At 68.9% G+C, this 16,851-nt stretch carries 13 protein-coding genes; 6 read left to right on the top strand and 7 right to left on the bottom strand.

Going from position 1 to position 16,851, the window contains the following annotated elements; genetic code table 11:
• Positions 1-373: 373 nt before the first annotated feature.
• The 3 genes from HNQ61_RS18800 to HNQ61_RS18790 form a co-directional block, all read right to left on the bottom strand.
• Positions 374-1,141 (bottom strand): thioesterase II family protein, encoded by a 768-nt coding sequence (locus HNQ61_RS18800; RefSeq protein WP_170032173.1) that lies wholly within the window; start codon positions 1,139-1,141, stop codon positions 374-376.
• A gap of 176 nt (positions 1,142-1,317) precedes the next feature.
• Positions 1,318-2,394, bottom strand: coding sequence for an NHL repeat-containing protein (locus HNQ61_RS18795; protein WP_170032176.1), 1,077 nt, complete (start codon positions 2,392-2,394; stop codon positions 1,318-1,320).
• 8 nt (positions 2,395-2,402) lie between these two features.
• Complete coding sequence (locus HNQ61_RS18790) at positions 2,403-2,639, bottom strand: hypothetical protein (RefSeq protein WP_170032179.1); 237 nt, start codon at positions 2,637-2,639, stop codon at positions 2,403-2,405.
• A gap of 153 nt (positions 2,640-2,792) precedes the next feature.
• Between HNQ61_RS18790 and HNQ61_RS18785 the strand changes: the two genes are divergently transcribed.
• The gene (locus HNQ61_RS18785) at positions 2,793-3,260 is read left to right on the top strand and encodes an EVE domain-containing protein (RefSeq protein WP_170032182.1); all 468 of its coding nucleotides are present in this window, start codon (positions 2,793-2,795) and stop codon (positions 3,258-3,260) included.
• A complete protein-coding gene (locus tag HNQ61_RS18780) occupies positions 3,257-4,351 on the top strand; it encodes a protein kinase domain-containing protein (RefSeq protein ID WP_170032185.1) in 1,095 nt (364 codons plus the stop codon). The genes HNQ61_RS18785 and HNQ61_RS18780 overlap by 4 nt, the downstream gene beginning before the upstream one ends.
• Positions 4,352-4,367: 16 nt before the next feature.
• On the opposite strand, the gene HNQ61_RS18775 is transcribed toward HNQ61_RS18780, so the two are convergent.
• Together HNQ61_RS18775 and HNQ61_RS18770 are read right to left on the bottom strand one after the other, a co-directional pair.
• Positions 4,368-5,120: a Rad52/Rad22 family DNA repair protein gene (locus HNQ61_RS18775; RefSeq protein WP_170032188.1), complete on the bottom strand. Its 753-nt coding sequence runs from the start codon at positions 5,118-5,120 to the stop codon at positions 4,368-4,370.
• A 1,007-nt stretch (positions 5,121-6,127) separates the two neighbouring features.
• The gene (locus HNQ61_RS18770; protein ID WP_170032191.1) at positions 6,128-6,994 is read right to left on the bottom strand and encodes a hypothetical protein; all 867 of its coding nucleotides are present in this window, start codon (positions 6,992-6,994) and stop codon (positions 6,128-6,130) included.
• 119 nt (positions 6,995-7,113) lie between these two features.
• Between HNQ61_RS18770 and HNQ61_RS18765 the strand changes: the two genes are divergently transcribed.
• The 4 genes from HNQ61_RS18765 (at position 7,114) to HNQ61_RS18750 (ending at position 14,068) form a co-directional block, all read left to right on the top strand.
• Entirely contained in the window at positions 7,114-8,901 is a 1,788-nt protein-coding gene (locus tag HNQ61_RS18765; protein ID WP_170032194.1) for an ABC transporter ATP-binding protein, read from the top strand.
• Positions 8,902-8,938: 37 nt separating this feature from the next.
• On the top strand, positions 8,939-9,898 hold the full coding sequence (locus HNQ61_RS18760; RefSeq protein ID WP_170032197.1) for a sensor histidine kinase: 960 nt from the start codon (positions 8,939-8,941) through the stop codon (positions 9,896-9,898).
• Between the two features lie 5 nt (positions 9,899-9,903).
• Positions 9,904-10,299, top strand: a complete 396-nt coding sequence (locus tag HNQ61_RS18755) for a response regulator (protein ID WP_170032200.1) — start codon at positions 9,904-9,906, stop codon at positions 10,297-10,299.
• Positions 10,300-11,134: 835 nt separating this feature from the next.
• Positions 11,135-14,068 (top strand): M16 family metallopeptidase, encoded by a 2,934-nt coding sequence (locus HNQ61_RS18750; protein WP_170032204.1) that lies wholly within the window; start codon positions 11,135-11,137, stop codon positions 14,066-14,068.
• Positions 14,069-14,505: 437 nt separating this feature from the next.
• Here HNQ61_RS18750 and HNQ61_RS18745 read toward each other — a convergent pair whose 3' ends face one another.
• Together HNQ61_RS18745 and HNQ61_RS18740 are read right to left on the bottom strand one after the other, a co-directional pair.
• Positions 14,506-15,777: a pyridoxal phosphate-dependent aminotransferase gene (locus HNQ61_RS18745; protein ID WP_205761204.1), complete on the bottom strand. Its 1,272-nt coding sequence runs from the start codon at positions 15,775-15,777 to the stop codon at positions 14,506-14,508.
• A gap of 183 nt (positions 15,778-15,960) precedes the next feature.
• Positions 15,961-16,239 (bottom strand): hypothetical protein, encoded by a 279-nt coding sequence (locus HNQ61_RS18740; RefSeq protein WP_170032207.1) that lies wholly within the window; start codon positions 16,237-16,239, stop codon positions 15,961-15,963.
• Positions 16,240-16,851: the final 612 nt, after the last annotated feature.

Genomic DNA, 16,851 nt, shown 5'->3' with positions numbered 1-16,851 from the left:
ATCTCGTCTCGGGGCCAATCTAATGGATTCCAGGCGGAAAAAGTAGTGTGGCGTCTCAGATTACGGGTTCGCCACACAAGTGAAACAGCGTGGACACCGTTGCCTCTGCTCACCTTTCCGGGGCGTACGCGCGAACGGTGGCTTCAGCGCTGACTGCTACACGGCCGGACGGCAAAGTGCCCGGAGCGTACGCACACGCTCCGGGCACTCGGCGATTTTTCAGCGGGCAGGCAACGGCCGGGCGAAAGCTGAACGCACGTAAGGCGCCGTTTCGCGAAATATGGAGGAAGATTGGGCGCGGAGGAGCGCAAAACGGGTGCAGGATGGCTCCGTTCGGCCGTCCCGCACCCGTTTTGCGCCAAAGACGGCGAGGTCAGCCGGCGGGCAGCCCTCGTGCCACGGTCAGCAGGTCGGCGGCGAGAACGCGCAGAAAGTCGGCGCGCCCCTCCTGCAGAAAGAAGTGCCCGCCGGGAAAGCCGCGGATCACGAAGGGGGCGCGGGTATGCCGTCCCCACGCCTGCACCTGGTCGTTGGTGGCCTTGCTGTCGGCCAGCCCGATGTAGGCGGTGATGGGGCAGTCCAGCGGCTCCTGTTCGCCAAAGACGTAGCACTCGTTCAGCGCCACGTCCGCGCGCAGAGTGGGCAGCAGCAGCGAGATCAGCTCCTGGTGCTGCAGCAGCGCGTCGGGAAGCCCGCCCAGCCGGTGCAGGTCGGCCAGGAACTCGGCGTCGGGAAGGTGGCTGGTGGGCTCGCGGCCGCTGGACCGGTCCGGGGCGCGGCGCCCGGAGGCGAACAGGTGCACGGGGCCGGGGCGCCCCTCCGCCCGCAGCCTGCGCGCGAGCTCGAACGCGATCAGCGCGCCGTTGCTGTGCCCGAACAGCGCGAACGGCAGGTCCAGGTACGGCGCCACCGCGGGGAGAAGCGCGTCGATCAGCGGCTCCATGCGGGTGATGGCCGGCTCGCCGATGCGGTTTTCGCGCCCGGGAAGCTGCACCGGGCACACCTCCACCTCGGCGGGAAGGGCATCGGCCCAGCCGCGGAACGCGGATGCGCCGCCGCCCGCGTGCGCCAGGCAGAACAGACGCAGGCGCGCCCGCGGGTTGGGCCGCGGGCGCGCAATCCAACGATCGACCGTATTCATCCGGCTCGCTCCGTGTACACTCCTAAACCGCCATCGTGGGCACCGAAGCTAACCCGGCGGGAACGCGGCGTACAGAGCCGGCGGGCGTCCATCACGCTCCTTTTCCGCAGATAACGGAAAAAGGCCGCCGGGGAGCGGCGGCCTGTGCGGAGGGTGATTCTTCGTGCTCCGGCGTGTCAGGGCCGGTCCGTCCGTTCTTGCGCCAGCGCCAGAAAGTCGCGCTCGGAGAGCAGCAGAACGCGTTGCTCATCGCCCTCGTATACCTGCACCAGCACACCCACACCGGGCCGGCTGTCCAGGAGCACCACGTAGCCGGAAAGCCGCGCCGCACGTCCGACATGCTGATCCGCGGCGGTGATCTCGGAGTACTCGAGCGCCTTGGTTCCGGCGGTGACCAGCTCGGTTTTCCAGAGCCGGCCACGAGCGGCGGCCAGCCCGCCGCGCATCCGCGTTCCGGGCCCGACGGTCGTCACCATTGCGCCGCGCACCTCCGTGGCGCCTGGCGGGGGACGTACGCCGTCCGCCAGCGGCGCCGACGCGGCGGAGGACGCGCCGCACCGCCACGTCACCAGCGACGGCCGGTCGCCCAGAGTGTGCCAGAGTGCCGCGCCGCGCGGAGTGGCGATCAGCCCGCTGGACATCGCGGAGCGCGGCTCCGCGGAACCGACCGTCTCGCCGAACACACTCGTGAGGGCCTCCGGCCCCGCACCGATCGGCAGGCGGTGCAGCCACCGCGCGGACGTTCCGCCCGGGCTGAAGCGCGCGCCGTACAGCAGCCACTCGCCCGGGCATGCGGTCGTCGCGGAAACCACGCCGAAGGGAAACCGCGGCAGGTTCTGCCGCAGCCCGCCGTCCAGATCAAAGGTGCGCACCCGGCCATCCACATCCGCCACCAGAATCAGTGAGTCTCCGGCGACGGCGACCGCCCGTACCGAACGCGCCTCCAGCGGCCCCCGCCCGTCCTTCAGGAACGCCGATCGCAATTGGCCGGAGCGGCGATACACCCGCACGTAGGGCGCGCGCATGTCGACGAGTACCACGTGCTTTCCGCTCGCGGTCACCCTGCCGCTCATGACGAGCGTGAAGTTGTTTCGGGGATCGGCGGACGGGCCCGCCACGATCTCCACCAGGTGCCTCCGGGGGTCGCGCAGCACCTGCCCGGGGTCCACGGAAGGGGCTTCGGTGCCGCACCCTGTGATCGCGCTGATGAGCCCCGCCCCGAGCACCCCGATCCACCAACGCCGCGGCCGCATCGCGGTGATCACATGCTCACCCACACGCACGTGCACTGGCCGGGTCCGCTGAGGTAGCAGTTCGCCAGCCTGTACGCACGGCCGCTGATCATTCGCGTGTCGCTGCCGTACGGCCGGACGCACGCCATCCAGCAGGGTACCGTTTCATCATCCAGATAGGGGTTGTCCATCTCCTGCCCGTGCAGGGAACCGTCGATCCAAAGCGTCGCAATCAGCAGGGCACAAGCCGGCAGCCTGACTTGCATGGAACCTCCGATCAGAAAACGACAATACGGGCAACCGCACGGTAGGCTGCGCAGATTGCCGGCACAAGCATTCTGATGGATGGAGGAGCTTGCCCGGCGGGCTCCTTCGCGCGAAGATGCCGCGCACACCAGACTTTTTCCCCTGATGATCCAATGCCGCGCAACTGGCTGTTGAAGAGCGAGCCCGACGTGTATTCCATCCACGACCTGCGGCGGGACGGCAGTACTTCGTGGGAGGGCGTGCGGAACTATCAGGCGCGCAACTTCATGCGCGACGATGCCAGGCCGGGCGACCGGGTGCTGTACTACCACAGCAACGCGTCGCCGCCGGGCGTGGCCGGGCTGGCGACGGTGTCGCGGGAGGGGTATCCGGACCCCAGCGCCCGCGATCCGCGGAGCGACTACTTCGATCCCAAGGCGTCGGACGAGGATCCGCGCTGGTACATGATCAACGTCGCGTTTCAGGAGGCGTTCCCCGCCCTGGTTTCGCTGGATGACCTGCGCGCCGCGCCGGGGCTGGAAAAGATGCTGGTGATCAACAAGAGCCGCCTGTCCGTGCAGCCCGTCACGGACGAGGAGTACGAGATCGTGGTGCGGATGGGGCGGGGCGAACGGACGTGAATGCGACATCACTACCGGGCGTTCCGCTCCCGGATGACATTGTATCCAGCATCGAAGCCCTGAAACAGGGCCTCGTTGATTTCGCCACCGATGGCGAGCACCCGGTCTCACCTGACGAGTACAGCCGGCTACGAAAGATCATCATCGGACTCACCAGTCGCGAGCACGTTCCCGAGTTCCTCATCGCGTGCAGAACGCGCCCCGAGTTCTGGGCATTCATTAGGACGAAGTTCGCGCACTACGCGGAGCGCCGGCTTTACTTGGCCCAAGCCTTCAACCCTCTTCTGGACGAACTGGAGGGGGCCACGCACCTGCCTGGGCTGCACTACGAACAGGGAGAGATCATCGGGCAGGGCGGATTTGGCGTCGTATACCGGTACCATCACCGGCTACTGGGGATGGACTTCGCCGTGAAGGTATTTGCGCCCGCGTTCTCGGAGGGAGGTGAAGGCCACCTCGAGCGCTTCTTTCGGGAAGCACGGATCCTGTTCGCGTTGGAGCACCCGAACATCGTCCGAGTGCACGATGTGGGTCTCTTGGGGCGGCGACCATACATCCGGATGGAAATGGTCCAGGGCCGCAGTTTGGAGCAGGTAATTAAACAGCATGGGCGCATCGCTCCGCGGCATGCACTCAGGGTTGTCGTCGAGATTGCCGAAGCGCTCCATCACGCCCACACAGTGGCCCGCGTGGTTCACCGTGATCTGAGGCCAAGCAATGTCCTCGTTTCGAAAGAGCCGCGGCGGCGCGTCCGGTTGATCGACTTCGGTTTGGGCGTATTCATCGAGGAGGAGATTGTCAGCCGTATCACGCGAGAAGGTGAGCGAGCCGTCGGAGGCCACTTTACCGCGCCCGAGTTGACGGCGAACCCCCGATTGCTTGATCCAAGGTCGGATATCTACTCGCTCGGTGCCCTCTGGTACACACTGTTGACCGGACGCCCACCCGCAGGGATCAATCCGGGCGTAGCGCTCGCTGCCGTTGACGGAATCAGCGAGGTCTACGCTGACACCCTGTTGCAGTGCCTTGCCGACGTGGAGCATAGAACCCGGTCAGCGGAAGCGCTGGTCGAGCAACTGCGGGCTTTGTAGCTACTCAGCGACATGGTCACGCCGCAGCGCGCTGCTCAGGAACCGTGCGGCTCCGTCCCGTTGCGGCCTCGATCACTTCGACCACTGCACGCGCGACGCGGGGCTCTTCCTTGATTGCCGGCCAGTTTTCGCGAACGTACTCCTTGAGATTCCGGGTTTTCCGGCTGATTCGGATCTCCACGGCATCATCGATCTGGGGACCGACGGACCGGATGTACTCCAGCATCGCCTCGTGATCGGGGTCACCGCCATGCGGGGCAGCGATGCGGGGTGACGCTTCCCGCTTGCTGGGCAGCACCTCCGCCGGGAGCTGTGGCGGATCCCACCGAAAAGAACGTCCTCCGGCTCTGTCGGGCAGCTTGCCGCGAAAGCGCCCGCCTTCGTGCACGTTGGCGAACGTTTCGTCCAGCGTGTACAGGTAGCGGCCGATGCCCCACTGCACGGCGGAGCGCTTCATGGCGCCGGAAAGGCCGCCCTTCACCCCCTCGACGTCGGTGTTCTCGGCGCCGTCCCACTTGGTGACCCACTCGTCGCCCACGCGGATGGACAGGCCGCACATGACGCCGCCGTCCGGCCCCGGCCGGAACTCGTTGCTCCAGCTTTCGGGGCCCACCACCTCGTCCAGACGGCTCTGGATGGCGCGGTTGGTGACGTACGGGACGCAGATGGCCCACACGCGCCCGTTCTTTTCGCCGGACGCCTGGATGCGCCATTCGATGGAATCAGGCTCAAAGAAGTCCTGCAGCGCCTTGAAGTTGATCTCCGCCATGCGTCCCTCCGTGGGCTTTCGCGCGCTCCGGGCCGCACCTTCGGCCCTCCTTGCTCCTGTTACGGTTTATATTCGGTTTTGTTCCGCAAATTGTCAAGTACCATGTAGTTGCGTGCACACTGGTGACGTGTAACGACAGGGCTGCCGGGGTCTCGCGCGTGATCGAAAGGGCGGAGACCAAGCGGGCGATGGCGGGTTGTGGATGAGGCCTGCCGGGTGTTCATCAGGTGCACGCGGGCGGAGTTCGTAGACATCCCCTCAGACGCAGAGACGAATGCAGCGGGCGTTACGCCGGGCGGCGAGTCCGGGCGGGCGACGACGCGCCGTGGCGAATCCGAGCAAGCGGGGGCGGGCGATGTCCCCGGTGGGAAGCGGAGCATGAGCGCGCCCGGAGTATTCTGAGCGGATGAATCCGCCGCTCCAACAGCGCAAAGCCCCGACACGCGGCCGCTGTCGCGTCCACGTTCGGGGCTTCAACCGCAGTGCGGGCGAGGTCGGCACACACCGCGTAGTTGGCTCAGCGGAAAGTAGATCCTTCGTCGGCGCCAGAGTTCGGTGCGGGCGCCGGAATCGGCCGGCGCCTCCTCAGGATGACATGGGTTGGGGCTGGGTCATGGTGTGGGTGGCCGAACCGGCCACCCACACGCGCGTCGCGCGCCGTTGCGCCCCCGCCCACGATGGGGCGACGCGCAACTCAGCCGCGGATGCAGTCCGCGGAGGCGGACTTCGTGTCTTTCGAGGCGCGGTTTCAACCGCCGGATAGCAACCCGCAGACACGCCCGAATCCATCATCCGCGCCAATCTGGGGTGTGCTCCCTCTCCCACATCCGTTCGTGGGAGAGGGTCGTCGTGCGCAGCACGCGGGGTGAGGGCCACAAGCGGCGGCCGCGACACCTCTCGCGACCGCCGCTCATCATCATTCCCACAATCGCGATCAGCCGGCCGGCATCACCCGATGTGCCTCACGCGATCACGCTCATCCATCGATCCCCATCATCCCCCAATCATCACGACTGCGTGCGGGTGACGCGCACCGGGCCGTCCAGCCGCACCGTGGCCGTGGAACCGGCCGGGATCACCGCGTCCACGTCCGTCGTGCCCACCGCCACCGCCGTCCCCGCCGCCGCGCCCACGACCGCGCCGGTGATGGTGGACCGGCGGCTGCGGCCCAGCACGTGGCCCGCCACGCCGCCCACCACCGCGCCCCCACCGATCGTGGCGGCCTTGCTGGTGCGGCTCTGGCGGCTGCGGCGAACCGTGTTGGGCGCATCCACCATCGTCACGTCGATGGGATAGGTGTTGCCGCCGTGCCGGATGGAGGTAAAGGTCACGTTCAGCGCCGTATGCTGCCCCGCGTGCCCGCTGGCCTGCGACCGCGTCACCCGGCCTCGCACCGTGGCGCCCGCGGGAATCACCGTGCGGCCGTCGCCGTCCGTCAGCGGCTCAGCGAGCACGGAGCTGAAGGTCTCGCCCACGCTCATGGTGCGCGTGCTGAGCGACTCGTCGAAGCGCACGCTGAAGGTGGTGCCGCCGGGAACGGTGCGCGTGGTGGTGCGCGGCTCCGACGCCGTCTCCGAACGCGGGCCGGGGACCCAGGGACGGGTGTCCGCGGGCGGCCGGTTGCCGGGCGTCTTGACCTGCGGCGCGGCGGACGGCGGAGCCTGCAGGGCGGTGCCGCTGTCCGGCGAGGGAAGCCCTTCCGTGGCCGTCTGCGGCGTGGTGTCGCGGGCCACCTGGGCCAGGTTCAGGTCGCGTTCCAGCGCCTTTCGTTCCAGCGCCACACGCTGGGTGTCCTCTCCCGAGCCGCAGGCGACCAGAATGGAGGACAGCGGCAGAACGGCCAGCAGCGCCGCGGTGAGGGTCCTGTTCGTCATCACGATCTCCTTTTCCCGCACGGTTCCTTGTCTTTGGGCGGGTATGGGACCAAGTTGGGTCCTCGCGTGCTCCCCGCCGCTCAGGCTGTAGACGGGGCAACGCCCATACCCACAGGACCATGCGAGCTCTCAAGGCACTTTTCCCGTATCTGCGCCGGTATCAGCTTTCCATCGCGCTGGGGCTGGTGTCCGTTCTGGTGGCCAACCTCCTTTCTGTCGGCAGCACCGAGGCGGTGAAGCACGCGCTGGACGCCATGGCGCGCGCCGGCGGCACCCGCGGCGAGGTGGGAAAGTGGGCGCTGGCCAGCGCCGGACTGGCCCTGCTGGCGGGCGCGGGGCGCTTCTGGATGCGCCAGAACCTGAACAGCGTCAGCCGCTGGGTGGAACTGGACCTGCGCGACGACTTCTTTGCCCACCTGCTGCGGCTGGACGCGCCCTTCTACAACGGCACGCCCACCGGCGAGGTGATGTCGCGCGCCACCAACGACCTGCAGGCGGTGCGGATGGTGGCGGGCCCGGCGTACATGTACCTGGTCAACACCGTCGTCTTCGGGCTGATGGCCATCACCCGCATGGTGATGATCGATCCGTGGATGACGGTGCTTTCGCTCGTCCCCATGATTCTGCTGCCGCCGGTGACGATCTTTTTCGGCAAGGTGATCCACGACCAGTCGGAGGGGATCCAGGCGCAGCTCGGCATCATGTCCACGATGGCGCAGGAGAACCTGGCGGGGCAGCGCATCGTCAAGGCGTACGGGCAGGAGGCGTCGCAGAGTTCGCTCTTTACCGAACTGGCGCGGGAAAGCATGCGCCGCAACGTGAACCTGGCGCGCACCAGCGGCCTCTTCTATCCCAGCCTCACGCTGCTGGCCGGATTGGGGATGATGCTGGCGCTGTGGCTGGGCGGGCGCGCCATTCTGGCCGACCGCATCACCATCGGCGACCTGGTCATCTTCATCCTCTACCTGGGGCAGCTCAGCTTTCCCATGATCGCCCTGGGATGGGTGGTGAACCTGTTTCAGCGCGGCGCGGCCTCCATGGCGCGCGTGTCGGAGATCCTGGAAACGCGCCCCGTGGTGGCCGACGTTCCCGGCGCGCAGGGCCCGGACGAGGTGCGCGGGGAGATCGAGTTCCGCGACGTGTGGTTCCGCTACCCGGGCACCGAGCGCGACGTGCTGCGCGGCATCAGCTTCCGCGCGCCGGCGGGGGCCACGGTGGCGCTGGTGGGGCCGACCGGCTCCGGCAAGTCCACCGTCGTTTCGCTGCTGGCCCGGCTGTACGACCCCACCGCGGGCGAGGTACTGGTGGATGGCGTCGCCGTGCGGCAGTGGCCCATGGACCAGCTTCGCGGCGCGGTGGCGCTGGTGCCGCAGGACACCTTTCTGTTCAGCGCCACCATCGGCGAGAACCTGTCGCTGGGGTTTGACGAGGAGGACGAGGAGCGGCGGCGCGGGCGGGTGCGCGCCGCAGCCCGCGTGGCGCGGCTGGAGCAGACGGTGGAGGAGCTGCCCGGCGGATACGACACCGTGCTGGGCGAGCGGGGCATCAACCTGAGCGGCGGGCAGAAGCAGCGCGCGGCGCTGGCCCGCGCCGTGGCCAAGGACGCGCCGCTGCTGGTGCTGGACGACGCCCTTTCCGCCGTGGACACGCAGACCGAGCACGAGATTCTGGGCGGGCTGCGCGGCGTATTCGCGGGGCGCACGAGCGTGATCGTGAGCCACCGCGTGGCGGCGGTGATGGACGCGGACCTGATCCTGGTGCTGGACGACGGGCGGCTGGCGGAGCGCGGAACGCACGCCGAGCTGCTGCGGGCGGGGGGGCTGTACGCCGCCCTGCAGAGGCGCCAGCTGCTGGAGGCGCAGGTGCAGAGTGACGATCTCCTTGCAGGCGCGTCAGGCGCCGTCTAGATTGGCCGCATCATACGTTCCCTCCGTACGCACCCGCATGGACGACCTCCGGCTCTATCTTCTGGGCGACCACGCCACCGCGGAGCGCCTGCGCCAGGTGCTTGACCGCGAGGGCTTTCGCGTCATGGATGCCCCCCTGGGCGACGGCACCGGAATCACCCTCGAGGTGGACGGCACCACGCCCACGGCGGCGCGGGAAGCCGCCGCGCGCATCGAGGAGCTGGAGCGCAGCGTGCTGGAGCTGCGCAACCTGGACGTGGCCAAGAGCCAGTTCCTCACCAACGTGTCGCACGAGCTGCGCACGCCGCTCACGGCCATCGTCACCTACGGCGAGATCCTGCGCGACGGGCTGCTGGGCGAAATCAGCGACCGCCAGCGCGACGCCATCGAGTCCATGATCGGCTCGTGCCGCCAGCTGCTGGCGATGATCGAAGAGATCCTCACCTACGCCCGCAGCAGCGCCACCGTCATCGACATCCGCCCGGTGGAGTTCAGCATGGCGGGGATGGTGAGCGAGGTGCGGCGGATGAACGAGTCGCTCCTTTCCCGCAAGCAGCTGGACTTCAGCGTCGACATCGCGCCGGACCTGCCCGATGCCTGGGCGGACCCGGACAAGGTGGCGCACGTGCTGCGCAACCTGTTCGGCAACGCCATCAAGTTCACCTCGGAGCGCGGCCGGCTGCGCGTGGTGGCGCGGCGCGCGCCGGGGCAGCCCGGGTGGCTGCAGGTGGAGGTGGCGGACAGCGGAATCGGGATCGATCCGGAGCACCACGAGCTGATCTTTCGCGAGTTCGCGCAGGTGGATGCGTCGCGGGCGCGGGTGCACCACGGCACGGGGCTGGGGCTTTCCATCGCGCGGCGGTTCGTGGAGCTGCACGGCGGCCGCATCTGGGTGGAAAGCACGCTGGGCGAGGGCAGCCGCTTCTTCTTTACGCTGCCGTCCGTGCACGTGACGCGGCCGGTGGCCGGCGCCGCGCGGGAAGCGCCGGCGCTGTGAGCGGCATGGCGCGCAGCATTCTGCTGGTGGAAGACAGCGATCCCATCCGCACCGCCTTCACCATTCTGCTGGAAGACGCGGGGTACGAGGTGCGCGGCGCGGCCAACGGCGGCGACGCGCTGCGGATGGCGGCGGAGCGGCTGCCGGACCTGGTGATTCTGGACATGGGGCTGCCGGACATGACCGGTGTTCAGGTCGTTCGCCACCTCAAGGCCGACCCCGCGACCGCCTCGGCGCCGGTGGTGGCGCTCACCGGCCGCGACGAGGACGCCGACCGCCGCGCCTGCCTGGACGCCGGGTGCGCCGCGTACTGGGTGAAGCCGGTGGACACGCAGCGGCTGGTGCGGGAGATTCCGGAGTTCATGAACGGCGAGGGACAGGGAATAGGGAATAGGGAATAGGTGGATGCGGCGCGGCTCCGGGCCGTGGTTCGGGTCTGCCTCCACGTTCTCTCGATGGGCCCGCTGATCAACGGCAACGCCCCGCATCCGACTGCCGGACGCGGGGCGTTTTCGTTCTCGCGGCGATGCTTCCGGCGCAGTCCGCGCAGGCGGACTTCGTGTCCTTCGAGGCGCGGTTTCAACCGCCGGGCCGATCCCCGCCCGCCGCGCCCTCTGCCTTTTCACCCGCGCCGATTCGCCTCCACCGACTCTCGTCAGCGCTCCACCTCTGACTCCTTGGGGATGACAGCATCTGGGGCTGCATCATCATGTCAGGCGCCCTTGGCGTCATCCTGAGAAGGCGCCGGATGAGGCAGCCGACCTGCCGGGCCTTGGCGCCGACGAAGGATCTGCTTTCCCCGCGAGAACGGGCGTGCGTTACGCGCCGTTGGCTCGGCGGATGGTAGATCCTTCGGTCGCGCAGGATTCGGCGCGACGGAGAGGGCGGCGCACGCTCCCTCAGGATGACGCCTCGCGGCGCAAAGCCGTGCGAATGCCGTACGTACGCCCACCGGCGTGGTTGGCGGGAGAGACGGGTTGCGGGCCGTTTCTCGATACGCTCTCAAAAGGCGTGCGCGTGTGAGGAGTTCTGGCCAGCCGAATCTCTCAACACCGCTCAGGATGAAGCGTCTGGGCTGCCCCCCTTGCCATGCGCCCCGAATCCGTCATTCTGAAGCGGATTCCCACCGCGGCGCCCGGGAGGGAACCTGTGCCCGCGGGCGCCGCTATCACGGGCGCAAGCTGTTGATCCACAGAAACTTGAATCGCTCTCCCCAGGCCTTTTCACCGCACACGCATGATTACGCGCATCCATCATCTTTCCATTGCCGCCGTGCTCCTGCTCGGCGCCTGCGCCCGCCCGTCCACGCAGATTCCGGCATCCACGAGCGGCGGCGGCGAATCCGTTGCTGACACGGTCGTCCAGCCGGACAGCACGGAGCAGGCGCTGCGGCCGCAGCTCACCGGCGACACGGCGGTCATCACCGACACGCTGCCCAACGGCCTTGTCTACTACGTGCGCCGCAACGCCGAGCCCCGCGCCCGCGCCGAACTGCGCCTCGTGGTGAACGCCGGGTCCGTCCTTGAAGAGCAGGACCAGCGCGGACTCGCGCACTTTCTGGAGCACATGGCGTTCAACGGCACCCGCCGCTTCGCCAAGCACGAAATCGTCGACTACCTGGAGCGCGCGGGCATGCGCTTCGGGCCCGATATCAACGCCTACACCAGTTTCGACGAAACCGTCTACATGCTGCAGCTGCCCACGGATAGCGCGGCGCTGGTCGGCACGGGAATGCGGATTCTGCGCGACTGGGCGACGGGCATCTCGCTGGATTCCGCGGAGATCGACGCCGAGCGCGGCGTGGTGCTGGAGGAGTGGCGGCGCCGGCTGGGTGCGGGATCGCGCATCAGCGACCGCCAGTACCCGTTCCTCTACGCCGGATCGCGCTACGCCGACCGGCTTCCCATCGGCGACCCAGAGCTGCTGCGGACGTTCAAGCCCGAGGCGCTGCGACGCTTCTACCACGACTGGTACCGCCCGGAGCTGATGGCCGTGGTGGCCGTGGGCGATTTTGACGCGCGCGCGGTAGAAGCCATGATCCGCGAGGAGTTCGGCGCCATCCCGCGCTCCGCGGGAACGCCGGAGCGCACGCCGTCCACCATCCCGGAACGCGACAGCACGCGCACGCAGGTCACGGTCGATCCCGAGCTTCCGTCCACGGCCGTCAGCATCAACTGGTACCGCCCCGCGCCCCGCGACACCTCGCTGGCCGCGTACCGCCGCGCCGTCGCCGAATCCATGTTCGCGGGGATCATCGGCGAGCGGATGAACGACATCAGCCTGCAGCCCGGCGCGCCGTTCCTGAACGTGAGTTCGTACCTGGGCGGGTCGCTCCGGCCAATCGCGACGTTTTCGCTGAACGCGTCCGTGGCCCAGGGCGGCGCGGAACGCGGCCTGGCCGCCATGCTCACGGAACTGCGTCGCGCGGCGCGGTACGGCTTTACGGCGGATGAACTTGGGCGCGAGCGCACGCAGTCGCTGCGCAGCTGGGAGCAGATCTACGCCGAGCGCGCCAAGACCACCAGCGGCCAGTTCACCGGCCAGTACGTAGGCCACTTTCTGCAGGGCGGCGCGCTGCGCTCGCTGGACGACGAGTACAACATCAACCGCGCGCTCATCTCCCGGATTACGCCAGCGGAGGTGCAGGCGGCCGCGCAGCGCTTTGTGGATGCGCGGGACCGTGTGGTGCTCGTCACCGCGCCCGGCGGCGAGGGCGCGCCCCGGCCCACCGAGCAGCGCCTGGCGGCGGTGATGGATTCCGTCGCCTCGGCCGAGGTGTCGCCCTTTGTGGAGACCTCGAGCGACGCCCCGCTGCTGGCCCGCATGCCGGAACCCGGCCGCGTGGTGGCGGAGGACAGCGTGCCCGAGGCCGGAATCACGCGGTGGACGCTGAGCAACGGCGCGCACGTGGTGCTGAAGCCCACGGACTTTTCGGATGACCAGATCCTGTTTGCCGCCCTGAGCCCGGGTGGCACGTCGCTGCTGCCGGACAGCCTGTTCCGCGCCGGCCAGGCGGCCACCACGGCGGTGCAGCTCGCGGGCGTGGGCCAGCTGAGCGTGACGGAACTGCAGCGGCGGCTGACGGGAAAGGTGGCGGGCGTGGGCTCGTTCGTCGGCGAGCGGGAGGAAGGGATGAGCGGCCTGGCCGCCCCCCGCGACGTGGAAACGCTGTTTCAGCTCGTCCACCTCTACTTTACCCAGCCGCGGCGGGATACGGTCGCGTGGCAGGCGTACCTTCAGCGCGGGCGCGAGGCGCTGCGCAACCGCACCGTCACGCCGCAGAGCGCGTTCGGCGACAGCCTCAGGGCCATCCTGGCGCAGAACGACGTCCGTTCGCGCCCGTACTCCATGGCCACCTTCGACTCGCTGGATCTGGACCGTTCGCTGGCCATCTACCGCCAGCGCTTCGCGGATGCGGGCGGGTTCACCTTCTACTTCGTGGGCAACCTGCGCCCGGACTCGCTGCGGCCCCTGGTGGAGCGCTACCTGGCCAGCCTGCCCGGCACGGGAACGCCGGAATCGGCGCGCGACCGGGGCGTGCGGCCGCCGGCGGGAATCGTGCGGCGGACGATCCGGCGCGGCCTGGAGCCGTCGGCGCGCACGGCGATCGTCTTTACCGGACCGGCGCCGTTCTCGCGCGAGAACCGGGCGGCGGCGGCGAGCCTGGCGGATGCGCTGGAGATTCGCCTGCGAGAGAAGCTGCGCGAGTCGCTGGGCGGCACCTACAGCGTGAGCGTGGGGGCCAGCCTGTCGCGCGATCCGGTGCCGCTGGCCACGGTGTCCATCGAGTTCGGGAGTGCGCCGGAGCGGGTGGATGAACTGACGCGCGTCGTGTTCGCCGAGATCGACACGGTTCGCGCCGGCGGCGTGCCGGCGGACGTGGTGGATAAGGTGCGCGAGGCGCAGCGGCGGGAGAAGGAAGTGTCGGTCCGCGAAAACTCCTTCTGGCTGTATACGCTGATGGAGTACGACCGCCTGGGGTGGGACGTGCGCGGCATCGACGACGCGCCGCTTTCCGGGTCGCTCACGACGGCGCAGGTGCGCGACGCGGCGCGGCTGTTTCTGGATCCGCGGAGGTTCGTGCAGGTGTCGCTCGTGCCGGAGGCGGTCCGGCCGGCGGCACCAACTCCGGCGGCCCCAGCGACGCCGACAGCGCCCGCGGGGAACTGACTTCGGGGGGATGGGTCGAGGCGGGGCGGCGGAGTTCGCGGGCGGCCCCCACCCGGGCTCGCATTACTCGCCCACCCTCCCCCAAAAAAGACTGGGGAGGGTTGTTGACGGGCGGATGGGGGCGGCAGGTCAGGCGAAGACTGGCGCGTGCGCGGATTTTGGTGGGCGAATAAATCCGCCGCTCCAAAAGCGGGAAGCCCCGACACGACGCCCACAGGCGTCGTGTCGGGGCTTCAACTGCATTCGGGACCGGCGACAATGCCGAGGGTGCAGTCCGCGGAGGCGGACTTCGTGTGGTTCGAGGCGCGGTTTCAACCGCCGGACGAGCGTCCGCGGCGCACACCACAGTCTCCCCCGCGCCGGACTGGGGTGTGCTCCCTCTCCCACATCTGTTCGTGGGAGAGGGTCGTCGTGCGCAGCACGCGGGGTGAGGGCCCCTACGGCGGCGTCAGCGCCTGCAGCGCCGACGTGAGCCGAACCAGCATCGGCTGGATCTCCGCGACGGAGGTGGCGCCAACGGACAGGCGGAACCATCCGCTCTCCTCCTGAAACCCGAACGCCTGAAAGTGCACCACGGCCAGCCCGGCGGATTCCAGCAGGTACTGCCGGATCTGCTCGTTGGTCTGCAGCACTTGGCCCGCCGGCGTCTTCCACCCGTGCAGCGCAAAGCGAGCGCTCAGGTAGATGGCGCCCATGGGGGTGATGGCGTGCACGGGAAAGCCCTGCCCGGCAAGCGCCTCGATCCCGTCGTACAGCGCGTCAAGCCGGTCCTCTACCCCGCGGAACATCTCCTTGTGGTACGCGCGGATCTCGTCGGTGGCGTCCAGCAGCCTGGCCGTGGCGATCTGCTCCGCGCGCGGCGCCCAGGCGCCCACGTGGCCCAGAATGCTCGCCATCCGCCCCGTCACGTCCGCCGGCCCCACCGTCCAGCCCACCCGCACGCCCGTGGCCGCGAACGACTTGCTGATGCCATCCACGAAGATGGTGTAGTCGCGCATGGCGGGGCGCAGCGACACCGGATTCACATGCTGCGTGTCGCCAAAGGTCAGCATCCAGTACACCTGATCGTACATCACGTACAGCGGACGCTCATCCGGGCCGCGGCGGGCGTTCTCTTCCAGCACCAGGTCGCAGATTTCGCCCAGCGCCTCGGCGGTGAACGCGGTGCCGCAGGGGTTCAGCGGCGAGTTCAGCGCCAGCAGCCGCGCGCCGCGCACCGCATCCTCCAGCAGCGCGCGCGTGGGGAGAAAGGCGTTCTCCGCATGGCACACCACCGGCACGCCGCGCGCGCCGGACATGTGGATGTAGTGGTTGTTGTTCCACGAGGGGACGGGGTACACCACCACGTCGCCCGGATCCACAATGGCGGTAAAGACCGAGTAGATGCCCGGGCGCGAGCCGGCGGTGATGAGCACCGATTCCAGCGGGTACTCCAGCCCAAGCCAGCGCTGCAGGAACGCGGCGACCGCCTGCCGCAGCGGCAGCATGCCGTCCGCCGGCGGATAGTTGGTTTCGCCCGCGGCCAGCGCCACGCCGATTTCCCGCTCCAGGTACTCGGGAATGCGGAACTCCGCGGGGGAAAAGTCGCCCACGGTCAGGTTGCAGATCTGCTCGCCCTGCGCCACCCGCGCGCGGATGTCGGCCGCGATCTTCAGGATTTCGGAGCCGATCAGCCCCGCCGCCATTGTCGAAACACGTCCGTCCGTCATCGCCCGTTCACTGCGGTTGAGGGAGAGCGCCTGCGTTCAAGCGCGGCAACCTAGCCATGCGGCGGCGGGCGCGACAGATGCGAGACGGCGGGAATTGAGCCGTGCTCACCGTGGAAAGAGCCAGATGCAGCGGCGGCGCCCTCCGGTTGGGAGGGCGCCGCCGGGTGCCGGGGCAGGGCTGAATCAGGCGCGCAGGCGGCGCAGGCGGGTGTCCTTGGCGCCCGCGGCCACGCCGGTGCCCACGCCGGCGCCAAAGAGCAGCGCCGTGCCGCCGCCCACGATGGGCAGCAGGCCCACCACGGGAAGGCCGATGGCGAACGCCGCCACACCCGCGATGATCGGGGCGTATCCGCGCTGCACCGCGTCCACGTACGCAAGACGGCCACGAACGAACTTGCGGGCCTGCAGATATCCAAAGGCGCTCGCCGCAACGGCCGCCGCCACGCTGATCAGAAAGAACATGAGTTGATCTCCGGTCTGGTGTCACTGCCCCAACCTCTCGTGGCCACCCTACGCGTCCCGCCCGCCGGGAGTTTCAACATCGGGAGATGGATCACGCAGAGCAGCGGAGGAGCAGAGGAACAGCGGCCGGAGGCACTCTCCCGGGCACCACCGGGGTTCCGCCCATCACCCCCTCGTCATCCAGGAAGGGTGGTGAGAAACCAGTCCATACTGGCTCAGATCGGTCCCAGGACGGCTCACGCCGCAAGGCGTCATCCTGAGAAGGCGCCGCACGCACCTGCCGCGACGCCGAACCTTGGCGCCGGCGAAGGATCTGCTCTCCCCGCGAGAACGGGCGTGCGTGTCGCGACGTTGGCTCGGCGGGAAAGTAGATCCTTCGGTCGCGCATGACCCCGGCGCGGCGGAGAGGCCGTCGCACGCTCCCTCAGGATGACGCCTTTCCGGCGGAAGCTGGCGGAGCGGCCGGTTCTCCCCGCGCCTTCCGGCGGAAGCCGACAGGACGGCCGGTTCTCCCCGCGACCTCCGCGAACCCCCGCGGCCTCCGCGTGAGATGCAGTTCAACGGAGCGGCGGACCACACGGTACGTTGCCGCTTCCCCGTCGGCCGGGCATA

Origin of the sequence: Longimicrobium terrae (assembly GCF_014202995.1) — a bacterium.
Classification (GTDB): domain Bacteria; phylum Gemmatimonadota; class Gemmatimonadetes; order Longimicrobiales; family Longimicrobiaceae; genus Longimicrobium; species Longimicrobium terrae.
This window is presented reverse-complemented; position numbering and strand designations above follow the sequence as displayed.

Excerpts from the sequence above, each read along its gene's own strand:
- HNQ61_RS18800 (WP_170032173.1), bottom strand. The coding sequence starts at position 1,141 with ATGAATACGGTCGATCGTTGGATTGCGCGCCCGCGGCCCAACCCGCGG.
- HNQ61_RS18795 (WP_170032176.1), bottom strand. The coding sequence starts at position 2,394 with ATGCGGCCGCGGCGTTGGTGGATCGGGGTGCTCGGGGCGGGGCTCATC.
- HNQ61_RS18790 (WP_170032179.1), bottom strand. The coding sequence starts at position 2,639 with ATGCAAGTCAGGCTGCCGGCTTGTGCCCTGCTGATTGCGACGCTTTGG.
- HNQ61_RS18785 (WP_170032182.1), top strand. The coding sequence starts at position 2,793 with ATGCCGCGCAACTGGCTGTTGAAGAGCGAGCCCGACGTGTATTCCATC.
- HNQ61_RS18775 (WP_170032188.1), bottom strand. The coding sequence starts at position 5,120 with ATGGCGGAGATCAACTTCAAGGCGCTGCAGGACTTCTTTGAGCCTGAT.
- HNQ61_RS18770 (WP_170032191.1), bottom strand. The coding sequence starts at position 6,994 with ATGACGAACAGGACCCTCACCGCGGCGCTGCTGGCCGTTCTGCCGCTG.
- HNQ61_RS18765 (WP_170032194.1), top strand. The coding sequence starts at position 7,114 with ATGCGAGCTCTCAAGGCACTTTTCCCGTATCTGCGCCGGTATCAGCTT.
- HNQ61_RS18760 (WP_170032197.1), top strand. The coding sequence starts at position 8,939 with ATGGACGACCTCCGGCTCTATCTTCTGGGCGACCACGCCACCGCGGAG.
- HNQ61_RS18755 (WP_170032200.1), top strand. The coding sequence starts at position 9,904 with ATGGCGCGCAGCATTCTGCTGGTGGAAGACAGCGATCCCATCCGCACC.
- HNQ61_RS18750 (WP_170032204.1), top strand. The coding sequence starts at position 11,135 with ATGATTACGCGCATCCATCATCTTTCCATTGCCGCCGTGCTCCTGCTC.
- HNQ61_RS18745 (WP_205761204.1), bottom strand. The coding sequence starts at position 15,777 with ATGACGGACGGACGTGTTTCGACAATGGCGGCGGGGCTGATCGGCTCC.
- HNQ61_RS18740 (WP_170032207.1), bottom strand. The coding sequence starts at position 16,239 with ATGTTCTTTCTGATCAGCGTGGCGGCGGCCGTTGCGGCGAGCGCCTTT.